Below are 25,913 nucleotides of genomic sequence, written 5' to 3'. Positions count from 1 at the left end.
CCCAGGATCATCTCAGCAATGGCGACCACCCAAACCGGCTCGGGCCAGATTTCCGGCAATGTGCTGTTCTACTCCAAGCCGGAGCCGCTCTCCGTCGACCTGCACAAGAGCCTCGGCGTCAAGCGCATGGACGGACCCTTCAAATTCGCCAGCGAAGGCCACGCCGTTCCGATCACCGTCACCGAATTCAGCCTGGGCGCGGTCTGCGGTCCGATCATCTTCGTCGGCGACGAGAAGATCCCGCTCCAGGTCATGGGCCTGAACCCGGGGACCAACATGTTCCTGCAGGACGACGGCATGTTCGAGCCCGGCGTCTACATCCCGGCCTATATCCGCCGCTACCCGTTCGTGTTCGCCAATGACAGCGCCGCCGGCCAGATGATCCTCTGCATCGACCGCGCCGCCGAGTTCATCGTCGAGGGCGGCGACATGGCCTTCTTCGACGACAAGGGCCAGCCGAGCGAATACACCCAGGGCTGCATCCAGTTCTGCAACGACTACGAGGCCGAGCGTCAGCGGACGGCCAGCTTCGTGCAGATCCTCAAGGACCTGGACCTGTTCGAGCTGAAGACCGCCAACTTCACCCCGACCAATCCGGACGGCACCGCCGGCGAGCCCCAGAAGGTCGCCGAGTATTTCGGCGTCTCGGAGACCAAGCTCAACGCCCTGCCGGCCGAGAAATTCATCGAGCTGCGCGACAACGGCGCGCTCGGCCAGATCTACTGCCACCTGAACTCGCTGGTCGGCTGGGATCGGCTGATCGCGCTGGCCACCGCCCGCCTCAACGCCCAGCCCCAGGCGGCCAACGCCTAGGGCTTTCGGCGAGCCGACAATCGAAACGGCGGGCCGCGAGGTCCGCCGTTTCTGTTTGGCCTACCGCGAGAACACGCTCCGCGTCAGGCAGGAGAAGACCAACCGCCCGGCTTCGTCCAGCAGGTCGTGCTGGGCGATGACGATGCCCTTGCCGTCGCCGACCGGATCCTTGCCCATCACCGTCATTCGGCCACGCAGCAGTTCGCCGGCCGGCGGGTTGCGGGCCCAGCGCAGGGCGTCGACCCCCAGGCGCTTGGTCTGCGGCCACTCCATGGCCGAGGCGGCGTCCAGCCGGCACCAGATCGCATAGACCATGGCGTCGGGCGCCCCGCGCTCGGCAGGCCAGCCGGGCGCGAAGGCGGCGATGAAGGCGTCCAGCGCGCCGGCGTCCACGGGGATCTCGCCCAGCGACACCACCTGACCCATTTCGATATCGTCGAACGACGCGGGCATGGCCTGACACTCCGGATAAACGCTGATTCGCCGATGATGGCGGGTGGACGCGACAAGTCGAGTGTGGCCGCGCAACACTTGGCCGCAAGCATAGGCCGTCCCATCCTGATGTCGAAGATAGGGATGGCGATGCCGAATGTCCTGGCGACCGAACGGCTGCTCCTGCGCCCCTTCACCGAGGGTGACCTGGAGAACCTCGTCGAGCTCGACGCCGATCCTCAGGTGATGGCCTTTCTGACCGGCGGCAAGCCCACCCCGCGGGAGGTCTATGTGGAGAACCTGCCTGGCATGATCGCCGGCCGCGGGCGCCTGGACTGCTGGATCTGGGCGGCGGTGGAGAAGGCGAGCGGCGGCTTCGTCGGCTGGTTCTCGCTGCGGCCCGACCCGGCGCGCGGGCCCGACGAGGCCGAGCTGGGCTATCGCCTGCGCCGCGCGGCCTGGGGACAGGGCTACGCCACGGAGGGCGCGGCCCTGATGGTGGAGAAGGCCTTCGCCGATTTCGGCCTCGAGCGGGTCTTCGCGCTGACCATGAGCGTCAACCTCGCCTCGCGCCGGGTGATGGAAAAGGTCGGCCTGACCTATGTCCGCACCTTTTTCGACGACTGGCCGGAGGTGATCGCGGGCGCTGAGCACGGCGATGTCGAATACGCCCTGACCCGGGCCGACTGGGATCTCCGGGCAAGACGCTAGATCACGCGCCCCGTCGAGATCGCCATCTTCACCGCGCCGGAGGCGTGTTAGGACCGCGCCATGGCGAGCGGCTGGATGATCGGGGTGATGGTGGAGCTGGCCGGGGAACCCGCGCCCCTGCGCCACTTCTTCGCCGTCGGCCACGAGGATCGCAACAAGGCCGAATGGACCGCCATCGACAAGGCCCAGCTGATCGGCGGGGTGGCCGGCAGCCCGGTCGGCGGCCTGGAGCCGGTCCATGTGGTCAGCGAGCTTTCCGCCCAGACCGTCCGCGCCCTGGCGCTGAAGCCCGGCGAGGTCCGCCCCCTCGGCTGGAAGTGGCCGAGGCGCTGGATCACGCTCTGAGCCGCGCCGAACAGATGCTCCCCTTCTGGGGGAGCTGTCAGCGTAGCTGACTGAGGGGGACTTTGACTCGCTTCAGTGCGCTTCAACCCCCTCCGTCTCGTCGCGAAGGAGCAGACGATCCACCTCCCCCAAATCGCGCTGCGCGCTGGGGGAGGATCTGGGGGACGCCCCTGCCGCCCCCCACGTAGCTTTGCGGATAGCCCGCGCCGGGCCATATAGCCTGCACAGCTTGTCGGGATGAGTGGATGACGCGTTTCTTCGCGAGAGTGGCGGCGGCCCTGGCCGTGCTGGCGGCCTTCCCGGCCATGGCCCAGCCGGTGGACACCGGCCACCTGGTCGCCGAACTGGTGGCCCGCGACGCCACCGTGACCCCGGGCGCCACCACCTATGTCGCCGTGCGCCAGAAGATCGACAAGGGCTGGCACACCTATTGGCGCAATTCCGGCGACAGCGGCGAGGCCACCAAGGTGGTCTGGACCCTGCCCGCGGGCTGGACCGCTGGCGACATCGTCTGGCCGACCCCCCAACGCCAGCCGACCGGCCCGCTGATGAACTACGGCTATCACGACGAGGTGCTGCTGCCCGTGCCGATCACGGTCCCGGCCAGCGCCAGGCCGGGCGAGACCGTGACCCTCAAGGCCGCCGCCGCCTTCCTGGTCTGCGAGGAGATCTGCGTCCCGGAGGACGCGGTCTTGACCCTCACCCTGCCGGTGGCCGACGGCCTGGCCCAGCCCGACGCCAAGTGGGGCGCGGCCATCGCCAAGACCCTGGCCGAGGCGCCAGCCCCAGCCGGGCTCGACGCCGCCTTCGCCAAGCAGGGCGGCAATGTCGCCCTGGCGATCACCGGCGCCGCCCTGAAGGACGTCGACCTCGCCCAGGCCTATTTCTTCCCGTTCGACTCCACGGTCATCGACCATGCCAAACCCCAGGCCATCGAGCGCGGCCCCGACGGCCTGACCCTGACCCTGACCCTGACCCCCGGCTACGCCTTCCAGGAGGGCGCAGGCCCCAAGGCGATGACGGGCGTGCTCAGCCTGGGCGGCAAGGCCTATGAGATCTCGGCCCAGGCCGGCGCTCTGCCGGCCGGCGCCTCGGGCCTGGGCGCGCCGGCCAAGGCGTCCGGCGGCGGCGTGGCGCTGGGCCTGCCCCTGGCGGCGGCCTTCGCCTTCCTGGGCGGGTTGATCCTCAACCTGATGCCCTGTGTCTTCCCGATCCTGGCCATGAAGGCCACCTCCCTGGCTGGCCACGCCCACGACCGACGCGCCGCCCAAAGCCAGGGGTTGGCGTTTTTGGCGGGCGTGCTGGCGACGTTCCTGGCGCTGGCGGGGGTGCTGATCGCCTTGCGAGCGGGCGGTGAAGCGGTGGGTTGGGGCTTCCAGCTGCAGTCGCCACCGGTGGTGGCGGGCCTGGCCCTGCTGATGCTGGCCGTCGCGCTCAACCTCTCCGGGGTGTTCGAGGTCGGGACCTCGCTGCAGGGCGCGGGCTCCAGCCTGGCCGGCCGCGGCGGTCTGGCCGGCGCCTTCTTCACCGGCGCCCTGGCCGTGGTGGTGGCGGCCCCCTGTACGGCGCCCTTCATGGCTCCGGCCCTCGGCTGGGCGCTCACCCAGAGCGCGCCGGCCGCTCTAACGGTCTTCCTGGCCTTGGGTCTCGGTTTCGCGGCGCCTTTCGCGCTGGCCGCTTTTTTACCGGGGCTCCTGACCCGACTGCCCAAGCCCGGCCCGTGGATGGATGGCTTCAAGAAGCTGATGGCTTTCCCGATGTACGGGACCGCCGCCTGGCTCGCCTGGGTGCTGGCTGTCCAGGCGGGGGACATGGCGCTCGCGGGCGTTCTCGCCGGGGCGGTGCTGCTGGCTCTCGCTGCCTGGCTGGCGGGCGCGGCGCAGCGGCGCCTGGCGGCCGGCGGTCGGCCGATCGGACTTGTCGGCGCTTCGGCCGCCCTCGGCCTGGCGGCGGTCTGCGCCGCGCTCTGGCAAAATGGCGTCTCCGAGGAGATGACGAAGGCGGCTCCCGACGCTCCAGCGCAGGCCTCGGTTCCCTACGAAACCTACAGCCCCGAAAAGCTCGCCGCCGCCCGGGCCGCCGGCAAGCCGGTGTTCGTCAACTTCACCGCCGCCTGGTGCGTGACCTGCCAGGTCAATGAGAAGGTGGCCCTGACCAGTCAGGGCGTCGCCGACGCCTTCAAGGCGACCGGCGCCATCTATCTGAAGGCCGACTGGACCCGGAAGGACGCCGAGATCGCCGCCGAACTCGCCAAGCACGGCCGGGCCGGCGTGCCGCTCTATCTGGTCTACGGCGCCAAGGGCGGCGACGGCGTTATCCTGCCGCAGATCCTGACCGAGGGCCTGGTCGTCCGCGCCTTGAAGGACGCCCAGAACCGCTGACCCTGGAGAACCAGCCTAGCGGCCGCCCCCCCCTAGACCTGTCCCTCGGGCGGGGTGGTGATCACCTCGACATTGTCGTTGAGCAGGTAGCCCAGGTCCTGGACGGCCTGCAGGCGGTCCTTGTCGGTGGCCGCGGCCTCCAGCGCCTTCAGTTTCAGCGGCAGGTCCTCCGCGATCCCCTTGAGGATGCACTTCAGGTCGCCGTCCGTACCCCGCTTGGCGAGTTCCAGATGGCCGCGCATGTTCAGCGCCGCCAACTCGGCGATCCCCTGCTTGAAGGCTGGGGTCGGCGGCGTGGCCTTGAAGGCCTCCACCGCGGCCTTGAGCGCGCCGGCCCGGGCGACGATGTCGGCGAACAGCGGCTCGCGGGCCACCGAGACGCCGGGCGGCGGGGGCGGCGGGCTGATCCCCGCGCCGGCCGGGGCCGGGGCGGCGGCGAGCCAGAGCACGGCGATGGCGGTGGCGACGTCGCAGGACATGGCGGTCCCCCAAAGAGCGAATGGCGAAAGACAGGGCTGGAGGCTTTTGCTACCCCCGCAGGGTAAACGCGTTGCTACCGCCGCAAGAGGGCCGAACTTAGCCGCATGCTCAAAGCCGCCTGGTCCAAGTTGGAAGCCGCCGCCCACGCCGCCCGCGACCGCCGAATCGACAGCCTGTTCTCCGCCGAACCCGACCGGGTCGGCGCCCTGTCGCTGGAGGCCGCCGGGCTCTATCTCGATCTCTCGAAACAGCCCTGGTCCCAGGCCGACCTCGAGATCGCCCTGGACTTGGCCCGCGCCGGCGGGATCGAGGCGGCGCGCGACCGGCACTTCGCGGGCGCCGTGGTCAACGCCTCGGAGGGCCGCGCGGCCCTGCACATGGCCCTGCGCGCGCCGGCGGGCGCCGATTTCAAGGCCGACGGCGAGCCGGTCTCGGCCGGCATCGACGCCGTCCGCGACGCCATGCGCGCCTTCGCCCTGGCGGTGAATTCCGGCGCCAAGCTGGGCGCCACCGGCCAGCGGTTCAGATCCATTGTCCATATCGGCATCGGCGGCTCCGACTTCGGGCCGCGCCTGGTCTGGGACGCCCTGCGGCCGGTGGAGCCCGCCATCGAGCTGCGCTTCGTGGCCAATGTGGACCCGGCCGACATGGCCCTGGCGCTGGCCGGCCTCGATCCCGCCGAGACCCTGGTGGTGGTCGTCTCCAAGACCTTCACCACCCTGGAGACCCTCACCAACGCGCAGATCGCCCGAGCCTGGCTGCGTGCCGCCCTCGGCCAGGCCGGCGACGGTCACCTGATCGCGGTCTCCGCCGCGCCCAGGGAGACCGCCGCCTTCGGGGTGCCCGACGACCAGGTGTTCGGCTTCGGCGACTGGGTGGGCGGCCGCTATTCGGTCTGGTCCTCGGTGGGGCTCTCCTGCGCCATCGCGCTTGGCTGGGACGCCTTCCAGGGCCTGCTCGACGGCGCCCACGCCATGGACCGCCATTTCCAGACCGCGCCGCTTGCGGCCAACGCCCCGGTGCTGCTGGCCCTGGCGCACATCTTCAACCGCAACGGCCTCGGCCGTCCCGTCCGCGCCGTGGTCCCCTACGCCCAGCGGCTGCATCTGCTCCCCACCTTCCTGCAGCAGCTGGAGATGGAATCGAACGGCAAGCAGGTCGACGCCCACGGCCGGGCCGTGGCGCGGGGGACCTCGACCACGGTGTTCGGCGACGCCGGCACCAATGTGCAGCACGCCTTCTTCCAGATGATGCACCAGGGGACCGACATCATCCCCATCGACATCCTGGCCGTGCGCCGGGCCTCCGAGGGCGAGACGGCCTCCCAGGCCAAGCTGCTGGCCAACGCCATCGCCCAGGCCGAGGCCCTGATGGTCGGCAAGTCCGAGTCCGCTGTCCGCGCCGAGCTGACCGGCCAGGGCATGGCGCCGGCCGCCGTCGACGAGCTGGCGCCGCAGAAGACCTTCCACGGGAACCGGCCCTCCAGCTTCATCCTGCTGGACGCCCTGACTCCGCAAAGCCTGGGCGCCCTGCTGGCGCTCTACGAGCACAAGACCTTCGTCGAGGGTGTGCTCTGGGGGATCAACTCCTTCGACCAGTGGGGGGTGGAGCTGGGCAAGACCCTGGCCGTCGCTGTCCTCAAAGAGCTGGAAGGCGGGGCGCCGGGGGCGCACGATCCGTCCACCGCCGACCTTATCGACCGTCTGAAATCCTGAGCCAGGAGCGCCTCATGCAAGACCTCAAGGGAAAGACCGCCTTCATCACCGGTGGCGCCAGCGGACTGGGGCTGGCCATGGCCTACGCCCTGGGCGAGGCGGGCATGAACATCATGCTGGCCGACATCGAGGAGGCGCCGCTGAAGGCCGCCGTCGCTGACCTGCAGGAATGCCAGATCCGCGCCGCTAGCGTGATCTGCGACGTCGCCGACCGCAAGGCGATGGAGGCCGCCGCCGCCAGGACCATCGAGGCCTTCGGCAAGGTCCACCTGGTGGCTAACAACGCTGGCGTCGGAGTCGGCGGGCCGGTGGGCGAGATCAAGCCCTCCGACTGGGACTGGATCGTCGCGGTCAACCTGATGGGCGTGGTCTACGGCATGGAGACCTTCTTGCCCCTGGTTCGCAGCCATGGAGAGGGCGGCTGCTTTATCAACACCGCCTCGATGGCGGGCCTCATCTCCCCGCCGGGCATGGAGCCCTACAGCGCCACCAAGTACGCGGTGGTCGCCATGTCCGAGGGCTGGATGCGCCAGCTCGCGCCGGAGAACATCCATGTGGCGGTGCTCTGCCCCGGCTTCGTGAAGACCAAGATCAACCAGTCGGGTCGCGCCCGTCAGGCCCAGTACGGCGGTCCGACGGTCAGCGAGATCGTCGCCGACTCCGCCGTCGACAACGGGATCGATCCGGAGCGGGTCGGCAAGCGGGTGCTGGAGGCCGTGCTGGCCGACGAACCCTATATCTTCACCCACCCAGACATGCGCGGCCTGGTGCAGATGCGGTTCGCCGCGATCATGGCCGGCTTCGACGCCGCCGACGCCAGTCCGGCCCTGGAAGGCATGGACTACAAGACCCCCGACCTCTCGGCCGCCCAGCCATGACCGTCCTGGTCACGGGCGGGACCAAGGGCATTGGCCTGGCCATCGCCAGGCGGCTGGCCCCGGTCCACGGCCGGGTGGTGCTGGCCTATCACAGCGACGAGGCGGCGGCTGAAGCCGCCCGCGCCGAGATCGCCGCCACCGGGGCGGGGGTCGACCTCGTCAAGGGCGACGTCGGGACCATCGAGGGCTCGGCGGCGCTGATCGGAGCGGTCGAGGGCCTGGGCCACGGCCTCAGCCACATCGTCCATTCCGCGGCGATGATCTATCCGACCACCCTGCTGGGCGCCGACCTCGCGCGGTTCCGCCAGGCGGTGGAGACCAACGGCCTGTCGCTGCTCTACCTGGTCCACGCCGCCCAGCACCTGCTGGGGCGCGGCTCCTCGGTGGTGTTCATCACCAGCATGGGCGCGCGGATCCCGTCGACCAACTACGGGGCGCTCGGGGTCGGCAAGGCCCTGGCCGAGGCCATCGTCCGCTATCTGGTGGCCGAGCTGGCGCCGCGCGGGGTGCGGATCAACGGGGTGGCGCCGGGCCTGGTCCACACCACTTCGGTGGCGGCCATGGTGGGGGGCGAAGAGGCCGCACAGTCGGTGGTCGACCGCGCCGCCCGCTCCAACCCCTCCGGCCGCGCCAGCCGGGATGCGGACTATGCCTCGCTGGTGGAATACCTGCTCTCCCCCGAGGCCGAGTTCATCCAGGGCCAGGTCATCGCCGCCACCGGCGGGGTCGGGGTCATCGGCTAGACCCAACAACATAGAAATTCGACAGAGAAGTCGTCGATTCCGCAGTTGCATTTAACGATTATGTTAATTAACGTATCCGTTAAATGGAAGCCTCCGATCACCTCAGCACGACCTTCGCGGCCCTGGCCGATCCGACCCGGCGCGCGATCCTCGCCCGGCTGGTCGAGGGGGAGACCTCGGTCTCCGACCTGGCCGAGCCCTTCGCCATCAGCCTTCCGGCCATCTCGCGGCACCTGAAGGTGTTGGAACATGCCGGCCTGGTGACCCGTTCGCGGGAAGCCCAATGGCGGCCCTGCCGTCTGCGGGCCGGACCGATGAAGGAGGTCAGCGACTGGCTGCTGCGCTATCGCCGGTTCTGGGAGGAGGGCTTCGACCAGATGGCCGACTACATCGCCGAACTCAAAGCCAAGGAGACCGACCGTGACCCGGACAATTGAGGCCACGCAAGGCCACGAGCTGCTCATCGAGCGCACCTTCGACGCCTCGCCCGAACTGGTCTTCCGGGTCTGGACCAAGCCCGAGCACCTGATGCGCTGGTGGGGCCCCAAGACTTTCACCACCGTCGCCTTCGAGATGGATTTCCGCGACGGCGGCGCCTACCGCGCCTGCATCCGCGATCCGGAGGGCGAGGACCACTGGATGTCGGGGATCTACCGGGAGATCGTCCCGGCCAAGCGGATCGTCATGACCTTCCGCTGGGACGACGGCGCCTGGGACGGCTTGAACAACCTGATCACGGTCGGCTTCGACGCCGCGCCGGGCGGTGGCACCAAGTTCAGCTTCCACCAGGCCCCGTTCACCGACACCGCCACCCGCGATTCCCATGTGGGCGGCTGGACCGAATGCATCGACGGCCTCGCGGCCTATCTGGAGGCGACCGCGTGAGGGCGGCCTGTCGAGGCCTCCATGCCGGGAAGGTTGAAGGCGACATCGCCGATGATCGCGCTCCCAGCGCCGGATGGCGCCTTGCCCGCCGGCCCCTGGCTCAGGCTGCACGCGAGAACGGAGATTTCGGATGGCCGATCTAGTCCTCACAACCTTCGCTTGGGTTCCCGAACTGCCGCGGGGCTATGTGCGTGACCTGCGCGTGCGCTGGGCGCTGGAAGAGGCGGCGTTGCCCTATCGCGTCGAAAGCGTGCCGTTCGGTGAACGGAAGGCCGAGCACTTCTCGCACCAGCCCTTCGGTCAGGTGCCGTGGCTGACCGACGGAGACATCTCGATCTTCGAGAGCGGTGCGATCCTGCTTCACCTCGGCGAGCGCAGCGCGGCGCTGATGCCCACCGATCCGCGCGGCCGCGCCGAGACCCTGGAATGGCTGTTCGCGGCGCTCAACTCGGTGGAGATGGCGAGCCTGCCGTGGTCGATATTCCAGTTCTCCGGCCTCACCGGCGATGCGCCAGGGTGGAAGGGCTTGGAGGCGTTCCTCAACAGTCGGCTCCAGCACATGGAGTCGGTCTTGGGCGGGCGAGAATGGCTGGCCGAAACCTTCTCCATCGCCGACATCCTCATGGCGGACGTGCTGCGTCTCGTGGACCGCTTCGACGGGCTGGCGGAGTACCCCGCCTGCCGCGGCTATGTCGCGCGCGCCACCGCGCGCCCGTGTTTCGTGAAGGCGCACGCCGACCAGATGGCGCACTTCGCCGCCGCGGACTGAGCGCGCCGGACTCGCCACGCTCACACTTCTCGGCTATAGCGCCGCCGTCATGACGCGCGTCTCGCACCAGCACGGCCACCACCATCCGACCTCGCACTGCGGGATCGGCCGGGATCGCATGGCCTAAGCGACCCTCGTCCGAGCCCCCGCAACACGCGGATGGGGCTCGCTGATCGCGCTCCATCCGTCGAACCTTTCGCCTGAAGGACCTGACGATGGACTTCCCTGTTTCCTCCCGCGCCTTGCCGTCCCGCGCGCCAGCCTTTAGGCGAGCGCGATGACCAGCGACGCACCCCGCCCCGAAGCCCGCGCGCCGCGCGGCTTCCACGACCGCCGCGCCCGCGACCTCGCCGCCGAACGCCAGATCCTGGAGAAGGTGTCGGCGGTCTATGAGCGCTACGGCTTCGAGGCCTTCGACACCGGGGCCTTCGAATATGCCGATGCGCTCGGCAAGTTCCTGCCCGACGCCGACCGTCCCAATGAGGGTGTCTTCGCCCTGCAGGACGATGACGAGCAGTGGATGGCCCTGCGCTACGACCTGACCGCGCCGCTGGCCCGGTTCGTGGCCCAGAACTGGGAGACCCTGCCCAAGCCGTTCCGTCGCTACGCCTTCGGCACGGTCTGGCGCAACGAGAAGCCCGGCCCCGGCCGGTTCCGCGAATTCACCCAGTGCGACGCCGACACCGTGGGCTCGGCCCGTCCCGAGGCCGACGCCGAGATCATCGCCATGGTGGTGGAAGGGCTGGAGGCCGCGGGCCTGCCGGCCGGGTCTTCGGTGGTGAAGATCAACAACCGCAAACTGCTGAACGGCCTGCTGGCCACCGCGGGCGTCGCCGACGAGGGCCAGAAGCTGGCGGTGCTGCGCGCCGTCGACAAGCTGGATCGGCTGGGCCCCGAGGGTGTGCGCCTGCTGCTGGGCGAGGGCCGCAAGGACGAGTCCGGCGCCTTCACCAAGGGCGCGGGCCTGAACACCGCCGGCGCCGAGGCGGTGCTGGCTTTCGTCGCCGCCGGCGCCGGGGGCCGGGTCGAGACCTTGGACCAGATCTCCAACATCATCGGCGGCTCGGCCGAGGGCGACGCGGGCCTGGCCGAGCTGTCGGCCATTCATCAGGCCCTGACCAGCCTGGGGGTCGGTCCCGACCGGGCGGTGTTCGATCCCTCGATCGTGCGCGGGCTGGAATACTACACCGGCGCGGTCTTCGAGGCCGAACTGCTGCTGGAGACCAAGGACGACAAGGGCGCCCCGATGCGCTTCGGTTCGATCGGCGGCGGCGGACGCTATGACGACCTGGTGGCCCGCTTCACCGGCCAACAGGTTCCGGCCACCGGCTTCTCGTTCGGGGTCTCGCGCCTGGCCTCGGCCCTGCGCGCGGCGGGGCGGGAGGCCGCGGGCGAGGCCCGGGGACCGGTGGTGGTCATCGCCTTCAGCCAGGAGGACATGGCCGAGTACTTCAAGGCCGCCGGCGAACTGCGCGCCGCCGGGATCGCCGCGGAGGTCTATCTGGGAACCTCGGGCATGCGGCCGCAGATGAAGTACGCCGACCGCCGCCTGTCGCCGGCCGCCGTCATCCTGGGCGGGGACGAGATCGCCGCCGGCAAGGTGACGATCAAGGACCTGGACCTGGGCCGCGAACTCGCCTCGGCGGTCGCCGACAACGCCGAGTGGCGCGAGCAACGGCCGGGCCAGCAGGTGGTCGACCGCGCCGAACTGGTGGCCACGGTGCGCAAGATCCTCGAGGCCGACCAGATCAAGGTGGGCAAATGAGGGCCGAACCCGCCGTTCCCGCCGCCGCCCTGGCAGCCATCCGCGCACCGTTCGAGACGCTCGGCGCCGAGACTGTCGACGTGCCGATCCTGCAGCCGCTGGGCCTGCTGCTCGACCTGGCCGGCGAGGCCATGCGCGCGCGGCTGTTCGTGGTCCAGGCCGCGGGCGGGGAGGAGACCTGCCTGCGTCCGGACTTCACCGTGCCGGTGGTGCGCCAGCATCTGGAAAGCGGTCGCGAGGCCGGACGCTACTTCTATGAGGGCAAGGCGTTCCGCGCGGCCCTCGGCGCCGACCAGCCCGACGAATTCCGCCAGATCGGCCTGGAGCGCTTCGCCGCCGGCGGCGAGACCGTGGAGGCCGACGCCGAGATCGCCGCCCTGGCCTGGGCCTCGGCCGCGGCCGGCGGGCGGGCCGACCTGACCCTGCACCTGGGCGACATCGCCCTGTTCTCCGCCTTCCTGGAGACCCAGGGCCTGGCGCCGCCCCTGGCCGCCCGGCTGAAGCGGGTCGCCGCCCGGCCGCGCCTGCTGGCCGCCGAGCTGGCCCGGGCGGGGGCCGAACCCGCCGCCGCGGCCGACGACGGACGCCTCGCCGACCTGCTGGCCGGACTGTCGGAGGCCGACGCCGCCAGCCTTCTGGAAGAGGTCTGGTCCCTGGCCGGGGTCGAGCCGGTGGGCGGACGCGGCGCCGCCGAGATCGCCCAGCGGCTGATCCGCCGGGCCGAGGCCGCCCGTGCGCCCGCCCTGACCTTGGACCAGGCCGAGGCGGTGCGCCGCTTCCTCGCGATCGACGACGCGCCGGAGGCCGCCTTCGCCGCGGTGCGCGCCGTCGCCGGCAAGTCCTCGGACCTCGAAGCGGCGCTTGAAGCCTGGAACCGGCGGCTGGACCTGCTGGCCGCCGCGGGCGTCCCGGCCGATCGCCTGCGCTTCGCCACGGCGCTTGGTCACGCCTTCGACTATTACGATGGCCTGACCTTCGAGGTTCGCTCCGGTGCGCTCGCGCCCGACCGGGCGGTGGCGGTCGGCGGTCGCTATGACGGCCTGCCCGCGCGGCTGGGCGGCGCGACGGCGGTGAAGGCGGTGGGCTGCATGGTCCGGCCCTGGCGGGCCTGGGCGGGAGGCGAGGCATGAGCGAACCCCTGATCGTCGCCGTGCCCTCCAAGGGCCGGCTGAAGGAACAGGTCGAGGCCTGGCTGTCCGACTGCGGACTATCGCTTTCAGTCTCCGGCGGATCGCGGGGCTATATGGCCGAACTCAAGGGCGTCCCCGGCGTCCAGGTGCGGCTGCTCTCAGCCGGCGACATCGCCGAGGCCCTGGACGCGGGCGAAGTCCATCTGGGGATCACCGGCGAGGATCTGCTGCGCGAGCGCGGCGGCGACGTCGACGCCCGCATCCTGCTGTTGCGGGCGCTGGGCTTCGGCCGCGCCGACCTGGTGGTGGCGGTGCCCAAGAGCTGGCTGGACGTGGAGACCATGGCCGATCTGGAGGAGGTGGCCCACGAGCTGGTGGCGCGCACCGGCCGCCGGATGCGGGTGGCCACGAAGTACCTCGTTCAGACGCGAACCTTCTTCGCCCGCCACGGGGTCGCCGACTATCGGATCACCGAATCCGGCGGCGCCACCGAGGGGGCGCCGGCCGCGGGCTCGGCCGAGCTGGTGGTCGACATCACCACCACCGGGGCGACCCTGGTCGCCAACGGCCTTAAGGTGCTGTCCGACGGGGTGATCCTGAAAAGCCAGGCCCACCTGACCGCCTCTCTTCGCGCGGACTGGAACAGCGGCCAACTGGCGGTTGCCGAACGGTTGCTGCGGACCATCGAGGCCCGCGCCACCGCCCATGACAGCGCCATCCTCACCTGGCCCGCCGACCCGCGCGACGCCCAGGTGGTGGAAGGCCTGGTGGCGCGGGGCGCCACCCGCCGGCCGAACGGGCTTTTGACACCGGTGGACAGGATTGCGGAGGCCTCCATCGCCCTGGCGAGCGCGGGAATCGGGCCGGTCACGGCCTCCAGCCCCGACTTCGTCTACAATGCAGGTTGTGTCGCGTACGATACACTACTGTCGCGGGTGAGGAATTGACGGGTCCGTCAAAAAGAGTCGCCCTGCACGCTGGAAACGCTGCCGCCGGGTAAGTTCGACCAAGATTTACCCTGTACGCTGATTTCGGCGCATTGACTCGGGTCAGAAATTGCCGTTTTCTCAGTCCTGCGAGAGACATGGCGGCGCAAGTCTTCCAGTCTCCGGCGTTTCGGGGAGGAAACGCCCGCTCAATAAGAGCGACTGCTCAAAATAAGGCCCGCTGCGATTATCCCCCGCAGCGGGCCAAATTTTTGTCCGCCTTCATTTTTGACAACTCTGTCAAAACAAGACCCAGCGCGCCCGAAAGCGGCAGCCTGGGCGATCCGATCCTTTGGAACGCAGTTCGCCCGTGTCCGGTTCCGCTGGCTTTGCGCCGCCAGGAAGCGTTAGGAGATGGCGGGGCCTACTCCCCAAGGGGACCAAGCCATGGCGAAGACACCGAACTACCAGTTCGAGAAGCGAGAGCGGGAGCGCGTCAAGGCCAACAAGCTGGCCGAACGCGCCGACGCCAAGCGCGAGCAGCGTGAGCGCGCCCGGGCCGAGGCCGCCGGCCCGCCCGCCGATCCCGAGCCGACGGAAGACTGAGCATGCAGGACGGCGTCGTATTCAATCATGAGACCGTGTCGCTGGACGGCGAGAGCTTTTCCGGCTGCGAATTCCGCGACTGCCGCCTGGTCTATGCCGGCGGGCCGGTCCCCAGCTTCAAGAACTGCCGCTTCGAAGGCTGCGAGTGGAAGATGGACGAGGCCGCGAGCCGGACCCTGGCCCACCTGAAGGTCATGTGGAACGTCGGCGAGAAGGGGCCCGTCCAGGCGCTGATCAAGGAAGTCACCGTCGCGCGCTGAGGCGCCGGGCGGGCGTTGGGGAGGGGACGATGACCGAACACCTGCCGTGGGTGAGCGCGCTCAGCTGGGGCGTGAAGCAGAGCTTCCGGACCTATGTGGAGGCCGCGGGCGGCGCGATCGAGGTCCGCGACGGCGCCGAGCGCGCCGAGGACGGCTCCTTCACCTTCGCCGCGGCGCCGGGGGGCGACCTGAGGCTGGACGCCGACGGCAAGCTCGCGGGGCGGGGAGCGTTCCTGGGCGAGGTGCGGTTCGAGGCCCACGGCGGCATGCTCTCAGTCTGTCTCGCGGATCCCATCCTGGAGATCGGCCCGGCCGGAGGCGTCGTCACCGTCGCCGACAGCAGCGCGCGCGACTACCGCCTGGAGGTCGCGCAGCTGGACCTGGGGGCCATGACCTCCGGGGAGTCGGGCGAGATCGTCATCCCCGCGACGGTCTCGATGCATGGCAGCCAATGGCTTGGCGACCACTATCCGCCCAGGACGCCGCTCGATCCTGTGCGCCTGATCCTGGCGCCCCGCTGAGGTTTCCATGCGCAAGCCCGTCACGACCAAGGCCCTCTACGCCGGATCGTTCGACCCGGTCACCCGGGGCCACCTGGACATCATCGGCAAGGCCCTGCGGACCTTCGACACCGTGCACGTCGCCGTCGGCACGAACGTCCGGAAGACGCGCATGTTCGGGGTCGAGGAAAGCCAGCTTCTGCTCGTTCGTTCGATCACGGAACGCTGGCCGCAGGCGGCGGCCGGGACGGACACCTTGTTCGATGGCGCGCTGGAGGTTGGGGAATACGCCAACCAGAGCCTGATCGCCTATGCGCGCCGGATCGGGGCGACCCACATCGTGCGCGGCCTGCGCGAGGCGAGCGACTTCAACGAGGAATTCAACCTGCATGGCGTCGCGGGCCGGATCGACCCGTCGATCCTGATGGTCCACTTCATCTGCGAGGCACAGTTCCTCCATGTCTCGTCGAGCACCGCCAAGGAGCTCGACGCCATGGGTGAGCGGATCGACTGGCTGGTCATGCCCAGCGTCGAGGCCGCCTTCGCCGCCCGTCGCGGCTGACGGCGGCCGATCAGTTGGCGGCTAAGTTCTGCGTCGACGTCCGGGCGCCCTCGACACCAATGTCGTCGATCTCGCAAGCCAACGTGATCTCGGCGGGCGCCAAGCGATCCTGACAGTTTCCAGCGCGTTCCAGCGCGCGCGGCCGCCCCTTGCATATCGCCAATCCGCGCGCTAAATACTGCACCACATGGTTCAGTATTCGACAGATCGCCTCGATGCTTCGTTCGCTGCGCTCTCGGACCCGACCCGACGCGGCGTTCTGGAGCAGCTCGGACGTTCGGACGCTTCGATCACGGAGCTTGCCGACAGGTTCCACATGACCCTCACGGGCATGAGGAAGCACGTCGGCGTCTTGGAGCATGCGGGGTTCGTCACGACGGAGAAGGTCGGGCGTGTGCGGACCTGCAGGCTCGGCCTACGCAGGCTCGAGGAAGAAGCGGCATGGATCGAAAGCTACCGCCAGCTCTGGGCCGCCCGCTTCGACACCTTGGACAGGGTGGTCGAGGCATTGAAATCGCGAGGAGAAGATCGATGACCAACCCCACGAAAGTCGAACGGAAGTCTGAGCGCGAGCTCGTGGTGACTCGCACCTTCGACGGCCCCGCTCACATCGTGTTCGAAGCGTGGACCAGGCCCGAACTGTTCAAGCTGTGGTGGCCGCCCAAGTCGTTGGGCGTGCCCCTGCGGTCCTGCGCGATGGATGTTCGGGTCGGCGGCGGCTACCGCCTCGAGTTCGGACACGACGCCGCGAACGTCATGGCCTTCTTCGGCAAGTACATCGAGGTGACGCCGCCTGCGCGCCTGGTCTGGACCAATGACGAAAGCGAAGACGGCGCCGTCACCACGGTGACCTTCGAGGAAAAGGACGGCAAGACGCTGCTGGTCCTGCACGAACTCTACCCTTCGAAGGCAGCGCTCGATGCGTCCATCGGGGCGTCGGAGGGGCTGGCCGAGCAATTCGAGCAGTTGGACGAACTGCTCGCCCCCCTGGGCGCGAACGTGTGACGGCTACGATCCCTCCAAAACGGCTGACCCTCACGCCGCCGGCGGCCGCCAGGCGATGAGGCCTTCCGTCCGTGCCCGGACGTCCGGCGAGGCCAGGCAGGTGGCGACGGCCTCGTAGCCCGGCGCCCCCGGATAAGGGGCGACCCGCGTCGGCGGCGCGTGATTGGCCGGGCAGAGGATAATCGCCTCGTCGGGGCCTACGGCGGCCAGGTCGAGGATCGCGCAGGAGCGGGTCATCAGGAACAGCGGTCGCGCGCCGGGGCCCCGCCGGCGCAGGTGGGCGATCAGAGCCTCCTGGGTCGGCTCGTCCAGCCCTTGCTCCACCATGTCGACCACCAGGATCGCCGGACCCTCGGCCTCCAGGGCGACGAGCAGGGCGACCAGGGCGTCGGATGCGGTCGCTCCGTCCTCGGCGAGCCAGGCCAGGGTCGCGTCGACCCGCGCCTTCAAGGCCGGGTCGGCCGCCAGCCGCGCGCTGTCCGCGGTCCGCTCCAGGGGAAGGAAGGCGGCGTCAGGCAGGGTCTCGGCCAGGCGCATGGCCAGCCGGGTCTTGCCGCTGCCCAGGGAGCCGATGATGTAGTTGATCGGGCGGATGTCCCGCAACTCGAAGCGTTCGCCGCCCCAGGGCCAGGGCAGGTCGAAGGCGACGCTGATCTCGCCGGCCGGCCCGGCCAGCCGCGCCAGGTCCGCGGCGGCCGGCGTCTTGCCCTGGGCGAGGTCGGTCCGCAGGCCGCGGACCTTCTCGACGGCCCCCGCCAACTGGCGCGCCCGGTCCTCGAGGCTCGCCTGGTGCGCGGCCAGGGCCGGCTCCAGGCCCTGGGGATCGCCGCCCAGCACGCGGGCCGTCTGGGCGAGACTGAGGCCGAGCGCCCGCAGGGCCGCGATCTCGGCGGCGCGGGCCATCTCCTCGGGGCCATAGGCGCGCCATCCGGCCGCCGTGCGCACCGGCGCGACCAGGCCGCGCTGCTCGTAGAGCCGCAGGGCCTTAGCGGAGACGCCGAGCCGCCGGGCGGCTTCGGAGGGGTTCAGGTATTGGGCGGATGAGCTCACGAATCACCTCGTTGCTGGCTGACCGCTGTCCTTATCGGGGCGGTCCCAGGGGCCGGGTCAACGGGATATTCGCGGTGTCCTCACCCAATCCGCGATTCCAAAGCAACAGACGGGGTTCGGCGGTTCGGGGCGGGGCCTAGACCCTCGCCATGCCTTCCCACCGGAAGGCCCCACCAGACCGCGAGGAAGAGATCCCATGTCGAAGGAAGACGACAACAAGGCCATCGTCGGCCGCTGGTTCACCGATTTCTGGGGCCAGACCTGCGACCTGGCCATCGTCGACGAACTGGCCGCGCCGGACATGCTCCTGCAATATTCCCTGCATGAGCCGCGTCGCGGCCGCGAGGACATCAAGGCCTTCATGACCGGCTTCCGGGAAGCCTTCCCGGACCTCGAGTTCTGGGGCGCGGCGGACCTGATCGCCGAGGGCGATTACGTTGTCGGCCGCTGGGAAGGCGGCGGAACCCACACCGGCCCGGCGTTCGGCGATTTCCTGACCGGCGCCCTGCCGGCGGCCACCGGCAAGACCATGCGCTTCACCGGGACCACGGTCCTGAAGCTCAAGGACGGCAAGATCGTCGAGGAGATCGGCCTCGACGACGGCGTGACCGCGCTGACCCAGCTGGGCCTGATCCGCGCGGCCTAGTCGCGATAGGACCGGACGGCGGCGCGCCCATGCGCCGCCGTCCGTGGCCGTCACCAGATCCGGACGCGGTCGGCCGGCGCCACGTACATGGCGTCGCCCGGCTTGACGCCGAAGGCCTCGTAGAAGGCGTCGATGTTCTTCACCGGCACCTGCACCCGGTACTTGGGCGGCGAGTGCGGGTCGGAGACCAGCTGCTGACGCATGCGGTCGTCGCGGTACTTGCCCCGCCAGACCTGGGCCCAGCCCAGGAACACTCGCTGGTCGCCGGTCAGGCCGTCGATCACCGGGGCCGGCTGGGCCTTCAGCGACAGGTGGTAGGCGTCCAGCGCCAGCAGCAGCCCGCCCAGGTCGGCGATGTTCTCGCCCATGGTCAGGTCGCCATTGATGTTGGCGCCGGGCAGGACCTCGACGGCGGCGTACTGCTTGCCGAACTTCTTGGCCTGGGCGTCGAACTTGGCGGCGTCCTCGGCGGTCCACCAGTCGGTGAGCTTGCCGTCGCCGTCCGACTTGCGGCCCTGGTCGTCGAAGCCGTGGGTGATCTCGTGGCCGATCACCCCGCCGATGCCGCCATAGTTGACCGCCGGGTCGCCCTGCGGATCGAAGAACGGCGGCTGCAGGATGGCGGCCGGGAAGACGATCTCGTTCTTGGTCGAGGAGTAGTAGGCGTTGATGGTCGGGGGCGTCATGCCCCACTCCTCGTCGTCCACCGGCCCGCCCAGCCGCGCGGCGCGGTAGTCCCACTCGAAGGCGCTGGCTCGCTGGATGTTGCCATAGAGGTCACCCTCCTTGATCGCCAGGCCCGAATAGTCGCGCCAGGTGTCGGGATAGGCGATCTTCACCCGGGACTTGGCGAGCTTCTCCAGGGCCTTGGCCTTGGTGGCCGGGCCCATCCAGTCGAGCTTCTCGATCCGCGCGCCCATGGCGGTGCGGATGTCGCCGACCAGGGCCTCCATCTTGGCCTTGTTCTCAGCGGGGAAGTAGGCGGCCACATAGACCTTGCCCAGGGCCTCGCCGACATTGTTGTCGATGGCGATCACGCCGCGCTTCCAGCGCGGTTGCTGCACCGGCTGACCTGACAGGGTCTTGCTACGGAACTCGTAGTGGGCCTGATCGAAGGCCTTGGAGAGATAGGGCGCGGCTTGGTCCGCCAGGTTGAACGCCGACCAGGCCTTCAGCGTGTCGAGCGGGGCCGCCGTATAGATCGCCGCGATCTTCGGGAAGGCGGTGTTCTCGGACACGATCACCCGGCCGGTCTTGAGGCCGGCGCCGTCCAGATAGGCCTTCCAGTCGAAGCCCGGCGCATAGGCCTGGAGCTTGGCGACCTCGAAGGGGTTGTAGGTCTTGTCGTCGTCGCGGCGCTCGGCCCGGGTCCAGGAGACCTTGGCGATCTCGGTCTCCAGGGCGACGATGGCCGCGGCGTTCTCCGCCGGCTTCTCCCAGCCCGCCAGGGTCAGCAGCTTGGCGACATAGGCTTCATAGGCGGTCTTCTGAGGCGCGAACTTGGCGTCCAGATAGTAGTCGCGGTCGGGCAGGCCGAGGCCCCCCTGCACCAGATAGGCCGCGTACTTCTCCGGGTCCTTGGCGTCGTCATGGACATAGGAGCCGAAGAACGAGCCGCCGAACGCGCGCGACGTGCCGCCCATGTGGCCGGCCAGCTCGTCGCGGGACTTGATGGCGCGGATCGCGGCCAGGTCGCCGGCCAGGGGCTTGGCGCCCAGGGCGTCGACCGCGGCTTCGTCGACGAAGCTGCGGTAGAAGGCGCCGATCTTGGCCTCCTCGCCGGTCGCGCCCGGGTTGGCGGCGGCCTTCTCGACCACGGCGCGCATGCGGTTCTGCGACAGCTCGTTCAGCGCGTCGAAGGCCCCGTAGCGCGAGCGGTCGGCGGGGATCTCCAGCTTGTTGAGATAGGTCCCATTGGCGTAGTCGAAGAAGTCCTTCGAGGGCGCGACGGACAGGTCGCGGCCGGCGGCGTCGAAGCCCCAGGGGCCCATCCGCGGGGCCTGGGAGAGGTCGGGCGCATTGGCCGCCAGGGCCGGCGCGGACGCGCAGATCAGGGCCACGGCCGACGCCGCGCCCAACCAGAGGGTCTTCATGGAATGCTGAGCTTTCATAAGCCGTTGGGTTGGCGCGACCGTGGACCGGCCGCGCCCCCCTAGGCACGTTACATTTTGTTTAGGCGGAGAGTGATCGCCACCCACCCCTCCCAGCTCGTCATCACCGGGCTTGTCCCGGTGACCCATGAACACGAACGGTTCAGGACAATCGTCCACGGCGGAGTTCATGGGTGGCCGGCACGGAGGCCGGCCATGACGAACCAATGGGGAGTGCTCTTTCCGACTTGCCCTACGCCGTCGCCGACAGGGCCGTGATCGCCTCGGCGCGGATGGCCTTGTAGTCCAGCTTGCCGTTCGGCGCCCGGACCACGGGGGCCAGGACCAGTTCGCGCGGGGCCTTGTAGTCGGCCAGCAGCCCCTTCACGTGGGCGGCGAGGTCGGCCAGGGAGGGAGCCTTGTCACCGGTGAAGTCGACCACCGCGCAGATGCGCTCGCCGAACCGTGGATCGGGCACCCCCACCACGGCGGCGTCGCGAACGCCCGCGAAACGCTTCAGCGCCTCCTCGACCTCTTCCGGGAAGACCTTCTCGCCGCCGGTGTTGATCACCTGCGAGCCGCGGCCCAGCAGGGTGATGGAGCCGTCGGCCTCCACGGTCGCCCAGTCGCCGGGCACGCTCCAGCGGGTCCCCTCGAAGGTGCGGAAGGTCTTGGCCGACTTCTCCTCGTCCTTGTAGTAGCCGACCGGGGTGTGGCCGCCGACCGCCACCAGGCCGCGCACGCCCGAGCCCGGCTGGACCCGGACGCCGTCCTCGGTGAACACCGCCGCATTGGGTCCGGTGGCGAACTTCGCCGTGCCGGCCGCCGCGCCGCCGCCCGAGGTGGAGGCGGCCAGGCCCAAGGCCTCCGACGACCCCAGCGAGTCCATCAGCATGATGTGCGGCAGGTGCTTGAGCAGGCCCTGCTTGTTCTCCGCGCCCCACATGGCGCCCGACGAGACGATCCGGCGCAGGGAGGGCAGAGTCCAGCGGCCGGGATTGGCGTCCAGGGTCTCCAGCATCGGGGCGGCGAAGGCCGGGCCGACGATGATCAGGCCCGAGACGCCCAGGCGGTCGACCTCGTCGAACAGGTGCGCGGGATCGAACCGGCGCGGGACCAGGGTGGCCACGGCGCCGCCGGAGATCAGGGTCCCGAAGGAGATGAACTGGCCGGTGGCGTGCATCAGCGGGGCCACCGGGATGGTGATGTTGAGCGGCGCGTCGGAAGCGGCGTTGGCGGCGGCGCGGGCCCCGGCCTCCGCGACGCTCTCCAGCGGCGGCAGGCCCAGCAGCAGGTTGGCCCCGCCGCCCAGGGCCTTGAACAGGTCCTCCTGGCGCCACATCACGCCCTTGGGCATGCCGGTGGTGCCGCCGGTGTACATGATCAGCAGGTCGTCGGCCGAGCGGCCCCAGGCCGCCTCGAACCGGTCGGCGCCCTTGGCGACGATGGCGTCATAGTCGGCGGCCCAGGCCGGGACCGGATGGCCGGGCTCGGCCACGGCGACCCAGGTCTTCACCTTGGGCAGGCGGCCGCGCACCTTGTCGGCCATCTCGGCGAAGGCGGCGTGGAACACCACGGCCTCGGCGTCGGCGTTGTCGAAGAGGTAGGTCAGCTCCTCGCCGCCGTAGCGGTAGTTGGTGTTGAACGGCGCCAGCCCGGCCTTGAAGGCGGCGTAGTAGGTCTCGAGGTATTCCGGCCCGTTATAGAGGTAGGCCGCGACCTTCGATTGCTTGGTCAGGCCCGCGGCGACGAAATGGGCGGCGAGCGCGTTGGCGCGGCGGTCGAAGCTCGACCAGGTCAGGCTGCGGTCCCCGTGGATCAGGGCCGGGCGGTCCGGGGTGGCGCTGGCCACGGACTCCCAGAGGTTGGCGTAATTCCAAACCAAGGCGTTCCTCCATTGCTTAAAATATGGAGGGCATAGGCGATAAGACCATCGGCGCTGTCAACGCCGCGAGCCCCTTGTTTCAAAGCGGAAATCGAGTTGCCGTCAGGGGTCGAAGGGCGCCGCGAGGGTTACGCAAATCACCGATGCGCCCCATACTGTCGCCCATCCCAGAAGGAGAGCGCATGGAAGGCCACGTTTCGCCCGGCGAGTACAAGGACGTCATCCTGTTCCTGGCCACCGCCGGCGTGATCGTGCCGTTGTTCCGACGCTGGAGGATCAGTCCGATCCTGGGCTTCCTCGGCGCCGGCGTGGTGCTGGGACCCTATGGCCTGGGCGCCCTGTCCGCGACCTATGGGTGGCTGTCCTATGTGACCATCGACAATCCCGACGAGCTGGCCCAGCTGGCCGAGTTCGGGGTGGTCTTCCTGCTGTTCATGATCGGGCTGGAGCTCTCTTGGGAGCGGCTGCGCCTGATGCGCAGGTGGGTGTTCGGCCTGGGCGCCCTGCAGGTGAGCCTCTGCCTGGGCGCCATCGCCTCGGCGGCCCTGGCGCTGGGCCAGCCGCCGGCCGCCGCCGCCGCCATCGGCGCCGCGCTGGCGCTGTCGTCCACCGCGGTGGTCATGCAGATCCTCACCGAGCACAAGCGCCAGCACTCGGCCGCCGGGCGGGCGACCTTCTCCGTGCTGCTGTTCCAGGACCTGGCCGTCGCTCCGATCCTGGTGACCCTGGCCATCCTCGGTCGGGGCGCCGATGGGGAGACCTTCTCGCCGCGCCTGCTGCTGGCCTTCGCCCCGGCCCTGATGGGGGTGCTGCTGCTGGTGGTGTTCGGCCGCCTGCTGCTGCGTCCGATGCTGAAGTCCGTGGCCCGGGCCAAGAGCGAAGAGATGTTCATGGCCGCCTGCCTGCTGGTGGTGATCGGGGCGGGCCTAGTCAGCGCTCTGACCGGCCTCTCGATGGCCCTGGGCGCCTTCATCGCCGGGCTCCTGCTGGCCGAGACCGAGTACCGCCACGAGGTCGAGGTCACCATCGAGCCGTTCAAGGGCCTGCTGCTGGGGATGTTCTTCCTGTCGATCGGCATCGGGCTGGACCTGTCGCTGCTGGCCGCCCAACCGCTGTTGATCCTCGGCATCGCCGGCGGCGTGATCGCCTTGAACCTGTCGGTGGTCTTCCTGTTGAGCCGCGTGTTCGGCCTGCCCTGGCGCGGGGCGGTCGAGGCCGGCCTGCTGCTCGCCGGCGGCGGCGAGTTCGCCTATGTGATCCTGTCGGCGGCCATGGGCGAGGGGATCGTGGGACGTCCCATCGGCCAGACCATCCTGGTCGCCTCGACCATCTCGATGATGTGCATCCCGCTGCTGGCGGCGCTGGGTTTGAAGCTGGGCGGTCGCAAGACCGCGGGGCAGGGGATCGCGCCCGAGCCGCCTCTGCGCGACGAGCCGCCCGAGACGCCGCGAGTGCTGGTGGTGGGCTATGGCCGGGTCGGCAAGCTGGTGGGCGACATGCTGGGACGCCACAATATCCCCTGGGTGGCCGCCGAGCGTGACCCGCGCCTGGTGGAGGTCGGCCGCCACGCGGGCGGCGCCATCTTCTTCGGCGACGCCTCGCGCGCGGAGTTCCTCAAGCGCTGCGGCCTGGAGACCGCGCTAGCCCTGGTGGTGACCATGGACGCCCCGGAGGGCGTCGAGGCCATCGTCGCCACGGCGCGGGAGACGCGGCCCGACCTGATCATCGTCGCCCGCGCCCGCGACGCGCGTCAGGCCCAGAGGCTCTACGAGCTGGGCGCCACCGACGCGGTTCCCGAGACGGTGGAGGCCAGCCTGCAGCTCTCCGAGGCGGTGCTGGTGGAGATCGGCGTGCCCATGGGCCTGATCATCGCCTCGATCCACGAGCGGCGCGACGAGTTCCGCAAGGCGCTGAACCGGCCCGAGGCCCTGGGCGGGCGGAGCCGCCGCTACCGGCGTGCGACCGAATCCTGACCCATTTCCGCCCCGCGAGGTGAGGCAAAAGCGTCACCATCCAACACCAAGTGAAAGCCCGGGTTCCGAGCGTTGGAACCAAGCGCAGGGCCTGACGTTGTCCGGGTCGATGCGCGCGGGCTTACGCGCAGAGGATGGGGCTGGAATGTCGCGGAACACGGATGAAACAGGTGCGCGGGTCTATCCGACGCACTGCGACTCTGTGACAAGTTTACAAGCACTTCCAAGAACTTCGACCAGGCCGGCACGCGGTGGCGCGGACCGGATCAAGGTCAGGACGAAGTCCAGACAACGAGATTCGCAGCGATCGGCGCGCGCCAGGCGCCTCGCTCGCGGCGCGAACGGGGGACTTGTCCCTCGCCCCGAAGTTGCTTGCTCGGGGGAATATCAGTAGCGTCCTGGCGTTAGTTCGTGGGGTTCAGGAAATTGGCGTTTGGTGTTGCCTCCGCGACACTTTCGCTAAGCTTCGGCCTTGATATAACAGTGCTGAGGCGTAAGGCCGCAGCAAGGGCAATGAGAGGGCTCTGAATATGAGATTCAAACTTCTGGCGGGAGCCGCCCTGGCAGCGGTCTTCGCCGCGTCCGGCGCGTCCGCGCAAGACGCTGGCTGGTACGGCGCTGTCGACCTCGGCTACCACTGGCCCGAAGGCATCGAAGGCACCTCTTCGAACAATTCCGCGGCTGGCACGCCCTATAGCTGGGACTTCAACCAAGAAGAGGATTGGACCGGCTTCGCGCGTCTCGGCTACCAGCTGAACGAGCATTGGCGCGTCGAACTCGAAGGCGGCTACCGCCCCGGCGACATCGAATCGATTCGCGGCGGCAGCTCCAACGCCATCCTCGGCCTCTGCACGGCCGGCGTGATCCGCACGACCGCGGCTCCCGCCTGCGGCTCGCCCGCCGGCGAGATCGAGTCTTGGACCGTCATGGGCAATGTCATCTATGACTTCGCCCCGGGCTCGATGATCAATCCCTTCATCGGCCTCGGCGTCGGTATCAACCACGTCTCGGTCGACACCGTCGGTCAGTTCTCCAGCGTCACGGGCGCCTTCTCGGCGGCCAACCCGGCGTATCAGAACCTGACCATCGACGACGACGACACGGCGCTGGCCTATCAGCTGATCGCCGGTCTGGCCTGGAAGGCGACCGATCGCCTGAACGTCGACCTGACCTATCGCTATCTGGCCGGGTCGGACCTCGACTTCGCTTCGGTCGGCAGCCATGCGCTGCAGCCGGGCGTGTTCTCGGGCGAATACAAGGACCAGTCGGTGACGGTCGGCCTGCGCTATTCCTTCGCGTCGCCGCCGCCCCCGCCGCCTCCGCCCCCGCCGCCCCCGCCGCCCCCGCCGCCTCCCCCGCCGCC

At 69.6% G+C, this 25,913-nt stretch carries 27 protein-coding genes; 22 read left to right on the top strand and 5 right to left on the bottom strand.

Going from position 1 to position 25,913, the window contains the following annotated elements; all coding sequences use genetic code 11:
* The first annotated feature begins 18 nt into the window (after positions 1-18).
* Positions 19-813, top strand: coding sequence for a SapC family protein (locus V6M51_RS03770; RefSeq protein WP_332764771.1), 795 nt, complete (start codon positions 19-21; stop codon positions 811-813).
* Between the two features lie 60 nt (positions 814-873).
* Here the strand turns inward: V6M51_RS03770 and V6M51_RS03765 are convergent, their stop codons facing one another.
* Complete coding sequence (locus V6M51_RS03765; RefSeq protein WP_254834812.1) at positions 874-1,266, bottom strand: acyl dehydratase; 393 nt, start codon at positions 1,264-1,266, stop codon at positions 874-876.
* Between the two features lie 123 nt (positions 1,267-1,389).
* On the opposite strand from V6M51_RS03765, the gene V6M51_RS03760 reads away from it, so the two are divergent.
* The 3 genes from V6M51_RS03760 (at position 1,390) to V6M51_RS03750 (ending at position 4,682) form a co-directional block, all read left to right on the top strand.
* Positions 1,390-1,956: a GNAT family N-acetyltransferase gene (locus tag V6M51_RS03760; RefSeq protein WP_332764768.1), complete on the top strand. Its 567-nt coding sequence runs from the start codon at positions 1,390-1,392 to the stop codon at positions 1,954-1,956.
* A 60-nt stretch (positions 1,957-2,016) separates the two neighbouring features.
* Positions 2,017-2,301, top strand: coding sequence for a hypothetical protein (locus V6M51_RS03755; protein ID WP_332764766.1), 285 nt, complete (start codon positions 2,017-2,019; stop codon positions 2,299-2,301).
* Between the two features lie 245 nt (positions 2,302-2,546).
* On the top strand, positions 2,547-4,682 hold the full coding sequence (locus tag V6M51_RS03750) for a protein-disulfide reductase DsbD family protein (protein WP_332764764.1): 2,136 nt from the start codon (positions 2,547-2,549) through the stop codon (positions 4,680-4,682).
* Between the two features lie 32 nt (positions 4,683-4,714).
* Here the strand turns inward: V6M51_RS03750 and V6M51_RS03745 are convergent, their stop codons facing one another.
* Complete coding sequence (locus V6M51_RS03745; RefSeq protein WP_332764762.1) at positions 4,715-5,161, bottom strand: hypothetical protein; 447 nt, start codon at positions 5,159-5,161, stop codon at positions 4,715-4,717.
* A 105-nt stretch (positions 5,162-5,266) separates the two neighbouring features.
* Between V6M51_RS03745 and pgi the strand changes: the two genes are divergently transcribed.
* The 15 genes from pgi to V6M51_RS03670 all read left to right on the top strand — a co-directional run bounded on the left by pgi (position 5,267) and on the right by V6M51_RS03670 (position 16,906).
* Positions 5,267-6,877 (top strand): glucose-6-phosphate isomerase, encoded by a 1,611-nt coding sequence (gene pgi, locus V6M51_RS03740; protein WP_332764760.1) that lies wholly within the window; start codon positions 5,267-5,269, stop codon positions 6,875-6,877.
* Positions 6,878-6,891: 14 nt separating this feature from the next.
* Complete coding sequence (locus V6M51_RS03735; protein ID WP_332764759.1) at positions 6,892-7,755, top strand: SDR family NAD(P)-dependent oxidoreductase; 864 nt, start codon at positions 6,892-6,894, stop codon at positions 7,753-7,755.
* The gene (locus V6M51_RS03730) at positions 7,752-8,498 is read left to right on the top strand and encodes an SDR family oxidoreductase (RefSeq protein WP_332764757.1); all 747 of its coding nucleotides are present in this window, start codon (positions 7,752-7,754) and stop codon (positions 8,496-8,498) included. Before V6M51_RS03735 ends, V6M51_RS03730 begins: the two co-directional genes overlap by 4 nt.
* An 83-nt stretch (positions 8,499-8,581) precedes the next feature.
* Positions 8,582-8,935, top strand: coding sequence for an ArsR/SmtB family transcription factor (locus tag V6M51_RS03725; RefSeq protein ID WP_332764755.1), 354 nt, complete (start codon positions 8,582-8,584; stop codon positions 8,933-8,935).
* Positions 8,919-9,383 (top strand): SRPBCC family protein, encoded by a 465-nt coding sequence (locus V6M51_RS03720; RefSeq protein ID WP_332764753.1) that lies wholly within the window; start codon positions 8,919-8,921, stop codon positions 9,381-9,383. The genes V6M51_RS03725 and V6M51_RS03720 overlap by 17 nt, the downstream gene beginning before the upstream one ends.
* Positions 9,384-9,570: 187 nt before the next feature.
* Complete coding sequence (locus V6M51_RS03715) at positions 9,571-10,152, top strand: glutathione S-transferase family protein (RefSeq protein WP_332764751.1); 582 nt, start codon at positions 9,571-9,573, stop codon at positions 10,150-10,152.
* 277 nt (positions 10,153-10,429) lie between these two features.
* Positions 10,430-11,917, top strand: coding sequence for a histidine--tRNA ligase (gene hisS, locus V6M51_RS03710; RefSeq protein ID WP_332764750.1), 1,488 nt, complete (start codon positions 10,430-10,432; stop codon positions 11,915-11,917).
* Positions 11,914-13,047: an ATP phosphoribosyltransferase regulatory subunit gene (locus V6M51_RS03705; protein WP_332764748.1), complete on the top strand. Its 1,134-nt coding sequence runs from the start codon at positions 11,914-11,916 to the stop codon at positions 13,045-13,047. The genes hisS and V6M51_RS03705 overlap by 4 nt, the downstream gene beginning before the upstream one ends.
* A complete protein-coding gene (hisG, locus tag V6M51_RS03700) occupies positions 13,044-13,994 on the top strand; it encodes an ATP phosphoribosyltransferase (protein WP_332764746.1) in 951 nt (316 codons plus the stop codon). Before V6M51_RS03705 ends, hisG begins: the two co-directional genes overlap by 4 nt.
* A gap of 426 nt (positions 13,995-14,420) precedes the next feature.
* Positions 14,421-14,579, top strand: a complete 159-nt coding sequence (locus tag V6M51_RS03695) for a hypothetical protein (protein ID WP_305675703.1) — start codon at positions 14,421-14,423, stop codon at positions 14,577-14,579.
* A 2-nt stretch (positions 14,580-14,581) separates the two neighbouring features.
* A complete protein-coding gene (locus V6M51_RS03690) occupies positions 14,582-14,839 on the top strand; it encodes a hypothetical protein (RefSeq protein WP_332764743.1) in 258 nt (85 codons plus the stop codon).
* A 29-nt stretch (positions 14,840-14,868) separates the two neighbouring features.
* On the top strand, positions 14,869-15,360 hold the full coding sequence (locus tag V6M51_RS03685) for an HtaA domain-containing protein (RefSeq protein ID WP_332764742.1): 492 nt from the start codon (positions 14,869-14,871) through the stop codon (positions 15,358-15,360).
* Positions 15,361-15,367: 7 nt separating this feature from the next.
* Positions 15,368-15,901 (top strand): pantetheine-phosphate adenylyltransferase, encoded by a 534-nt coding sequence (gene coaD, locus V6M51_RS03680; RefSeq protein ID WP_332764740.1) that lies wholly within the window; start codon positions 15,368-15,370, stop codon positions 15,899-15,901.
* 187 nt (positions 15,902-16,088) lie between these two features.
* Positions 16,089-16,436 carry an ArsR/SmtB family transcription factor gene (locus V6M51_RS03675; RefSeq protein ID WP_332764738.1) on the top strand — a complete coding sequence of 116 codons (348 nt, stop codon included), beginning with the start codon at positions 16,089-16,091 and terminating at the stop codon, positions 16,434-16,436.
* A complete protein-coding gene (locus tag V6M51_RS03670; RefSeq protein ID WP_332764736.1) occupies positions 16,433-16,906 on the top strand; it encodes an SRPBCC family protein in 474 nt (157 codons plus the stop codon). Before V6M51_RS03675 ends, V6M51_RS03670 begins: the two co-directional genes overlap by 4 nt.
* 30 nt (positions 16,907-16,936) lie before the next feature.
* Here the strand turns inward: V6M51_RS03670 and V6M51_RS03665 are convergent, their stop codons facing one another.
* Positions 16,937-17,956, bottom strand: a complete 1,020-nt coding sequence (locus V6M51_RS03665) for a MerR family transcriptional regulator (RefSeq protein WP_332764734.1) — start codon at positions 17,954-17,956, stop codon at positions 16,937-16,939.
* A gap of 196 nt (positions 17,957-18,152) precedes the next feature.
* Here V6M51_RS03665 and V6M51_RS03660 point away from each other — a divergent pair, with 196 nt between their 5' ends.
* Complete coding sequence (locus V6M51_RS03660; protein WP_332764732.1) at positions 18,153-18,602, top strand: ester cyclase; 450 nt, start codon at positions 18,153-18,155, stop codon at positions 18,600-18,602.
* Between the two features lie 50 nt (positions 18,603-18,652).
* Here V6M51_RS03660 and V6M51_RS03655 read toward each other — a convergent pair whose 3' ends face one another.
* Positions 18,653-20,695, bottom strand: coding sequence for a M13 family metallopeptidase (locus V6M51_RS03655; protein WP_332764730.1), 2,043 nt, complete (start codon positions 20,693-20,695; stop codon positions 18,653-18,655).
* Positions 20,696-20,945: 250 nt separating this feature from the next.
* The gene (locus V6M51_RS03650; protein WP_332764728.1) at positions 20,946-22,577 is read right to left on the bottom strand and encodes an AMP-binding protein; all 1,632 of its coding nucleotides are present in this window, start codon (positions 22,575-22,577) and stop codon (positions 20,946-20,948) included.
* Positions 22,578-22,759: 182 nt separating this feature from the next.
* On the opposite strand from V6M51_RS03650, the gene V6M51_RS03645 reads away from it, so the two are divergent.
* Both V6M51_RS03645 and V6M51_RS03640 read left to right on the top strand, forming a co-directional pair.
* Positions 22,760-24,550, top strand: a complete 1,791-nt coding sequence (locus V6M51_RS03645) for a cation:proton antiporter domain-containing protein (protein ID WP_332764726.1) — start codon at positions 22,760-22,762, stop codon at positions 24,548-24,550.
* Between the two features lie 530 nt (positions 24,551-25,080).
* Positions 25,081-25,913 (top strand): outer membrane protein (locus V6M51_RS03640; RefSeq protein ID WP_332764724.1); only part of this gene is annotated, 833 nt, incomplete at its 3' end.

Source organism: Phenylobacterium sp., assembly GCF_036677185.1.
In the GTDB taxonomy this organism is placed as follows: domain Bacteria; phylum Pseudomonadota; class Alphaproteobacteria; order Caulobacterales; family Caulobacteraceae; genus Phenylobacterium.
This window is presented reverse-complemented; position numbering and strand designations above follow the sequence as displayed.

Bases quoted from the DNA above. Each gene is read 5' to 3' on its own strand.
- V6M51_RS03770 (WP_332764771.1), top strand. From the start codon at position 19: ATGGCGACCACCCAAACCGGCTCGGGCCAGATTTCCGGCAATGTGCTG.
- V6M51_RS03765 (WP_254834812.1), bottom strand. From the start codon at position 1,266: ATGCCCGCGTCGTTCGACGATATCGAAATGGGTCAGGTGGTGTCGCTG.
- V6M51_RS03760 (WP_332764768.1), top strand. From the start codon at position 1,390: ATGGCGATGCCGAATGTCCTGGCGACCGAACGGCTGCTCCTGCGCCCC.
- V6M51_RS03755 (WP_332764766.1), top strand. From the start codon at position 2,017: ATGGCGAGCGGCTGGATGATCGGGGTGATGGTGGAGCTGGCCGGGGAA.
- V6M51_RS03750 (WP_332764764.1), top strand. From the start codon at position 2,547: ATGACGCGTTTCTTCGCGAGAGTGGCGGCGGCCCTGGCCGTGCTGGCG.
- V6M51_RS03745 (WP_332764762.1), bottom strand. From the start codon at position 5,161: ATGTCCTGCGACGTCGCCACCGCCATCGCCGTGCTCTGGCTCGCCGCC.
- pgi (WP_332764760.1), top strand. From the start codon at position 5,267: ATGCTCAAAGCCGCCTGGTCCAAGTTGGAAGCCGCCGCCCACGCCGCC.
- V6M51_RS03735 (WP_332764759.1), top strand. From the start codon at position 6,892: ATGCAAGACCTCAAGGGAAAGACCGCCTTCATCACCGGTGGCGCCAGC.
- V6M51_RS03730 (WP_332764757.1), top strand. From the start codon at position 7,752: ATGACCGTCCTGGTCACGGGCGGGACCAAGGGCATTGGCCTGGCCATC.
- V6M51_RS03725 (WP_332764755.1), top strand. From the start codon at position 8,582: ATGGAAGCCTCCGATCACCTCAGCACGACCTTCGCGGCCCTGGCCGAT.
- hisS (WP_332764750.1), top strand. From the start codon at position 10,430: ATGACCAGCGACGCACCCCGCCCCGAAGCCCGCGCGCCGCGCGGCTTC.
- V6M51_RS03705 (WP_332764748.1), top strand. From the start codon at position 11,914: ATGAGGGCCGAACCCGCCGTTCCCGCCGCCGCCCTGGCAGCCATCCGC.
- hisG (WP_332764746.1), top strand. From the start codon at position 13,044: ATGAGCGAACCCCTGATCGTCGCCGTGCCCTCCAAGGGCCGGCTGAAG.
- V6M51_RS03695 (WP_305675703.1), top strand. From the start codon at position 14,421: ATGGCGAAGACACCGAACTACCAGTTCGAGAAGCGAGAGCGGGAGCGC.
- V6M51_RS03690 (WP_332764743.1), top strand. From the start codon at position 14,582: ATGCAGGACGGCGTCGTATTCAATCATGAGACCGTGTCGCTGGACGGC.
- V6M51_RS03685 (WP_332764742.1), top strand. From the start codon at position 14,869: ATGACCGAACACCTGCCGTGGGTGAGCGCGCTCAGCTGGGGCGTGAAG.
- coaD (WP_332764740.1), top strand. From the start codon at position 15,368: ATGCGCAAGCCCGTCACGACCAAGGCCCTCTACGCCGGATCGTTCGAC.
- V6M51_RS03675 (WP_332764738.1), top strand. From the start codon at position 16,089: ATGGTTCAGTATTCGACAGATCGCCTCGATGCTTCGTTCGCTGCGCTC.
- V6M51_RS03670 (WP_332764736.1), top strand. From the start codon at position 16,433: ATGACCAACCCCACGAAAGTCGAACGGAAGTCTGAGCGCGAGCTCGTG.
- V6M51_RS03660 (WP_332764732.1), top strand. From the start codon at position 18,153: ATGTCGAAGGAAGACGACAACAAGGCCATCGTCGGCCGCTGGTTCACC.
- V6M51_RS03655 (WP_332764730.1), bottom strand. From the start codon at position 20,695: ATGAAGACCCTCTGGTTGGGCGCGGCGTCGGCCGTGGCCCTGATCTGC.
- V6M51_RS03645 (WP_332764726.1), top strand. From the start codon at position 22,760: ATGGAAGGCCACGTTTCGCCCGGCGAGTACAAGGACGTCATCCTGTTC.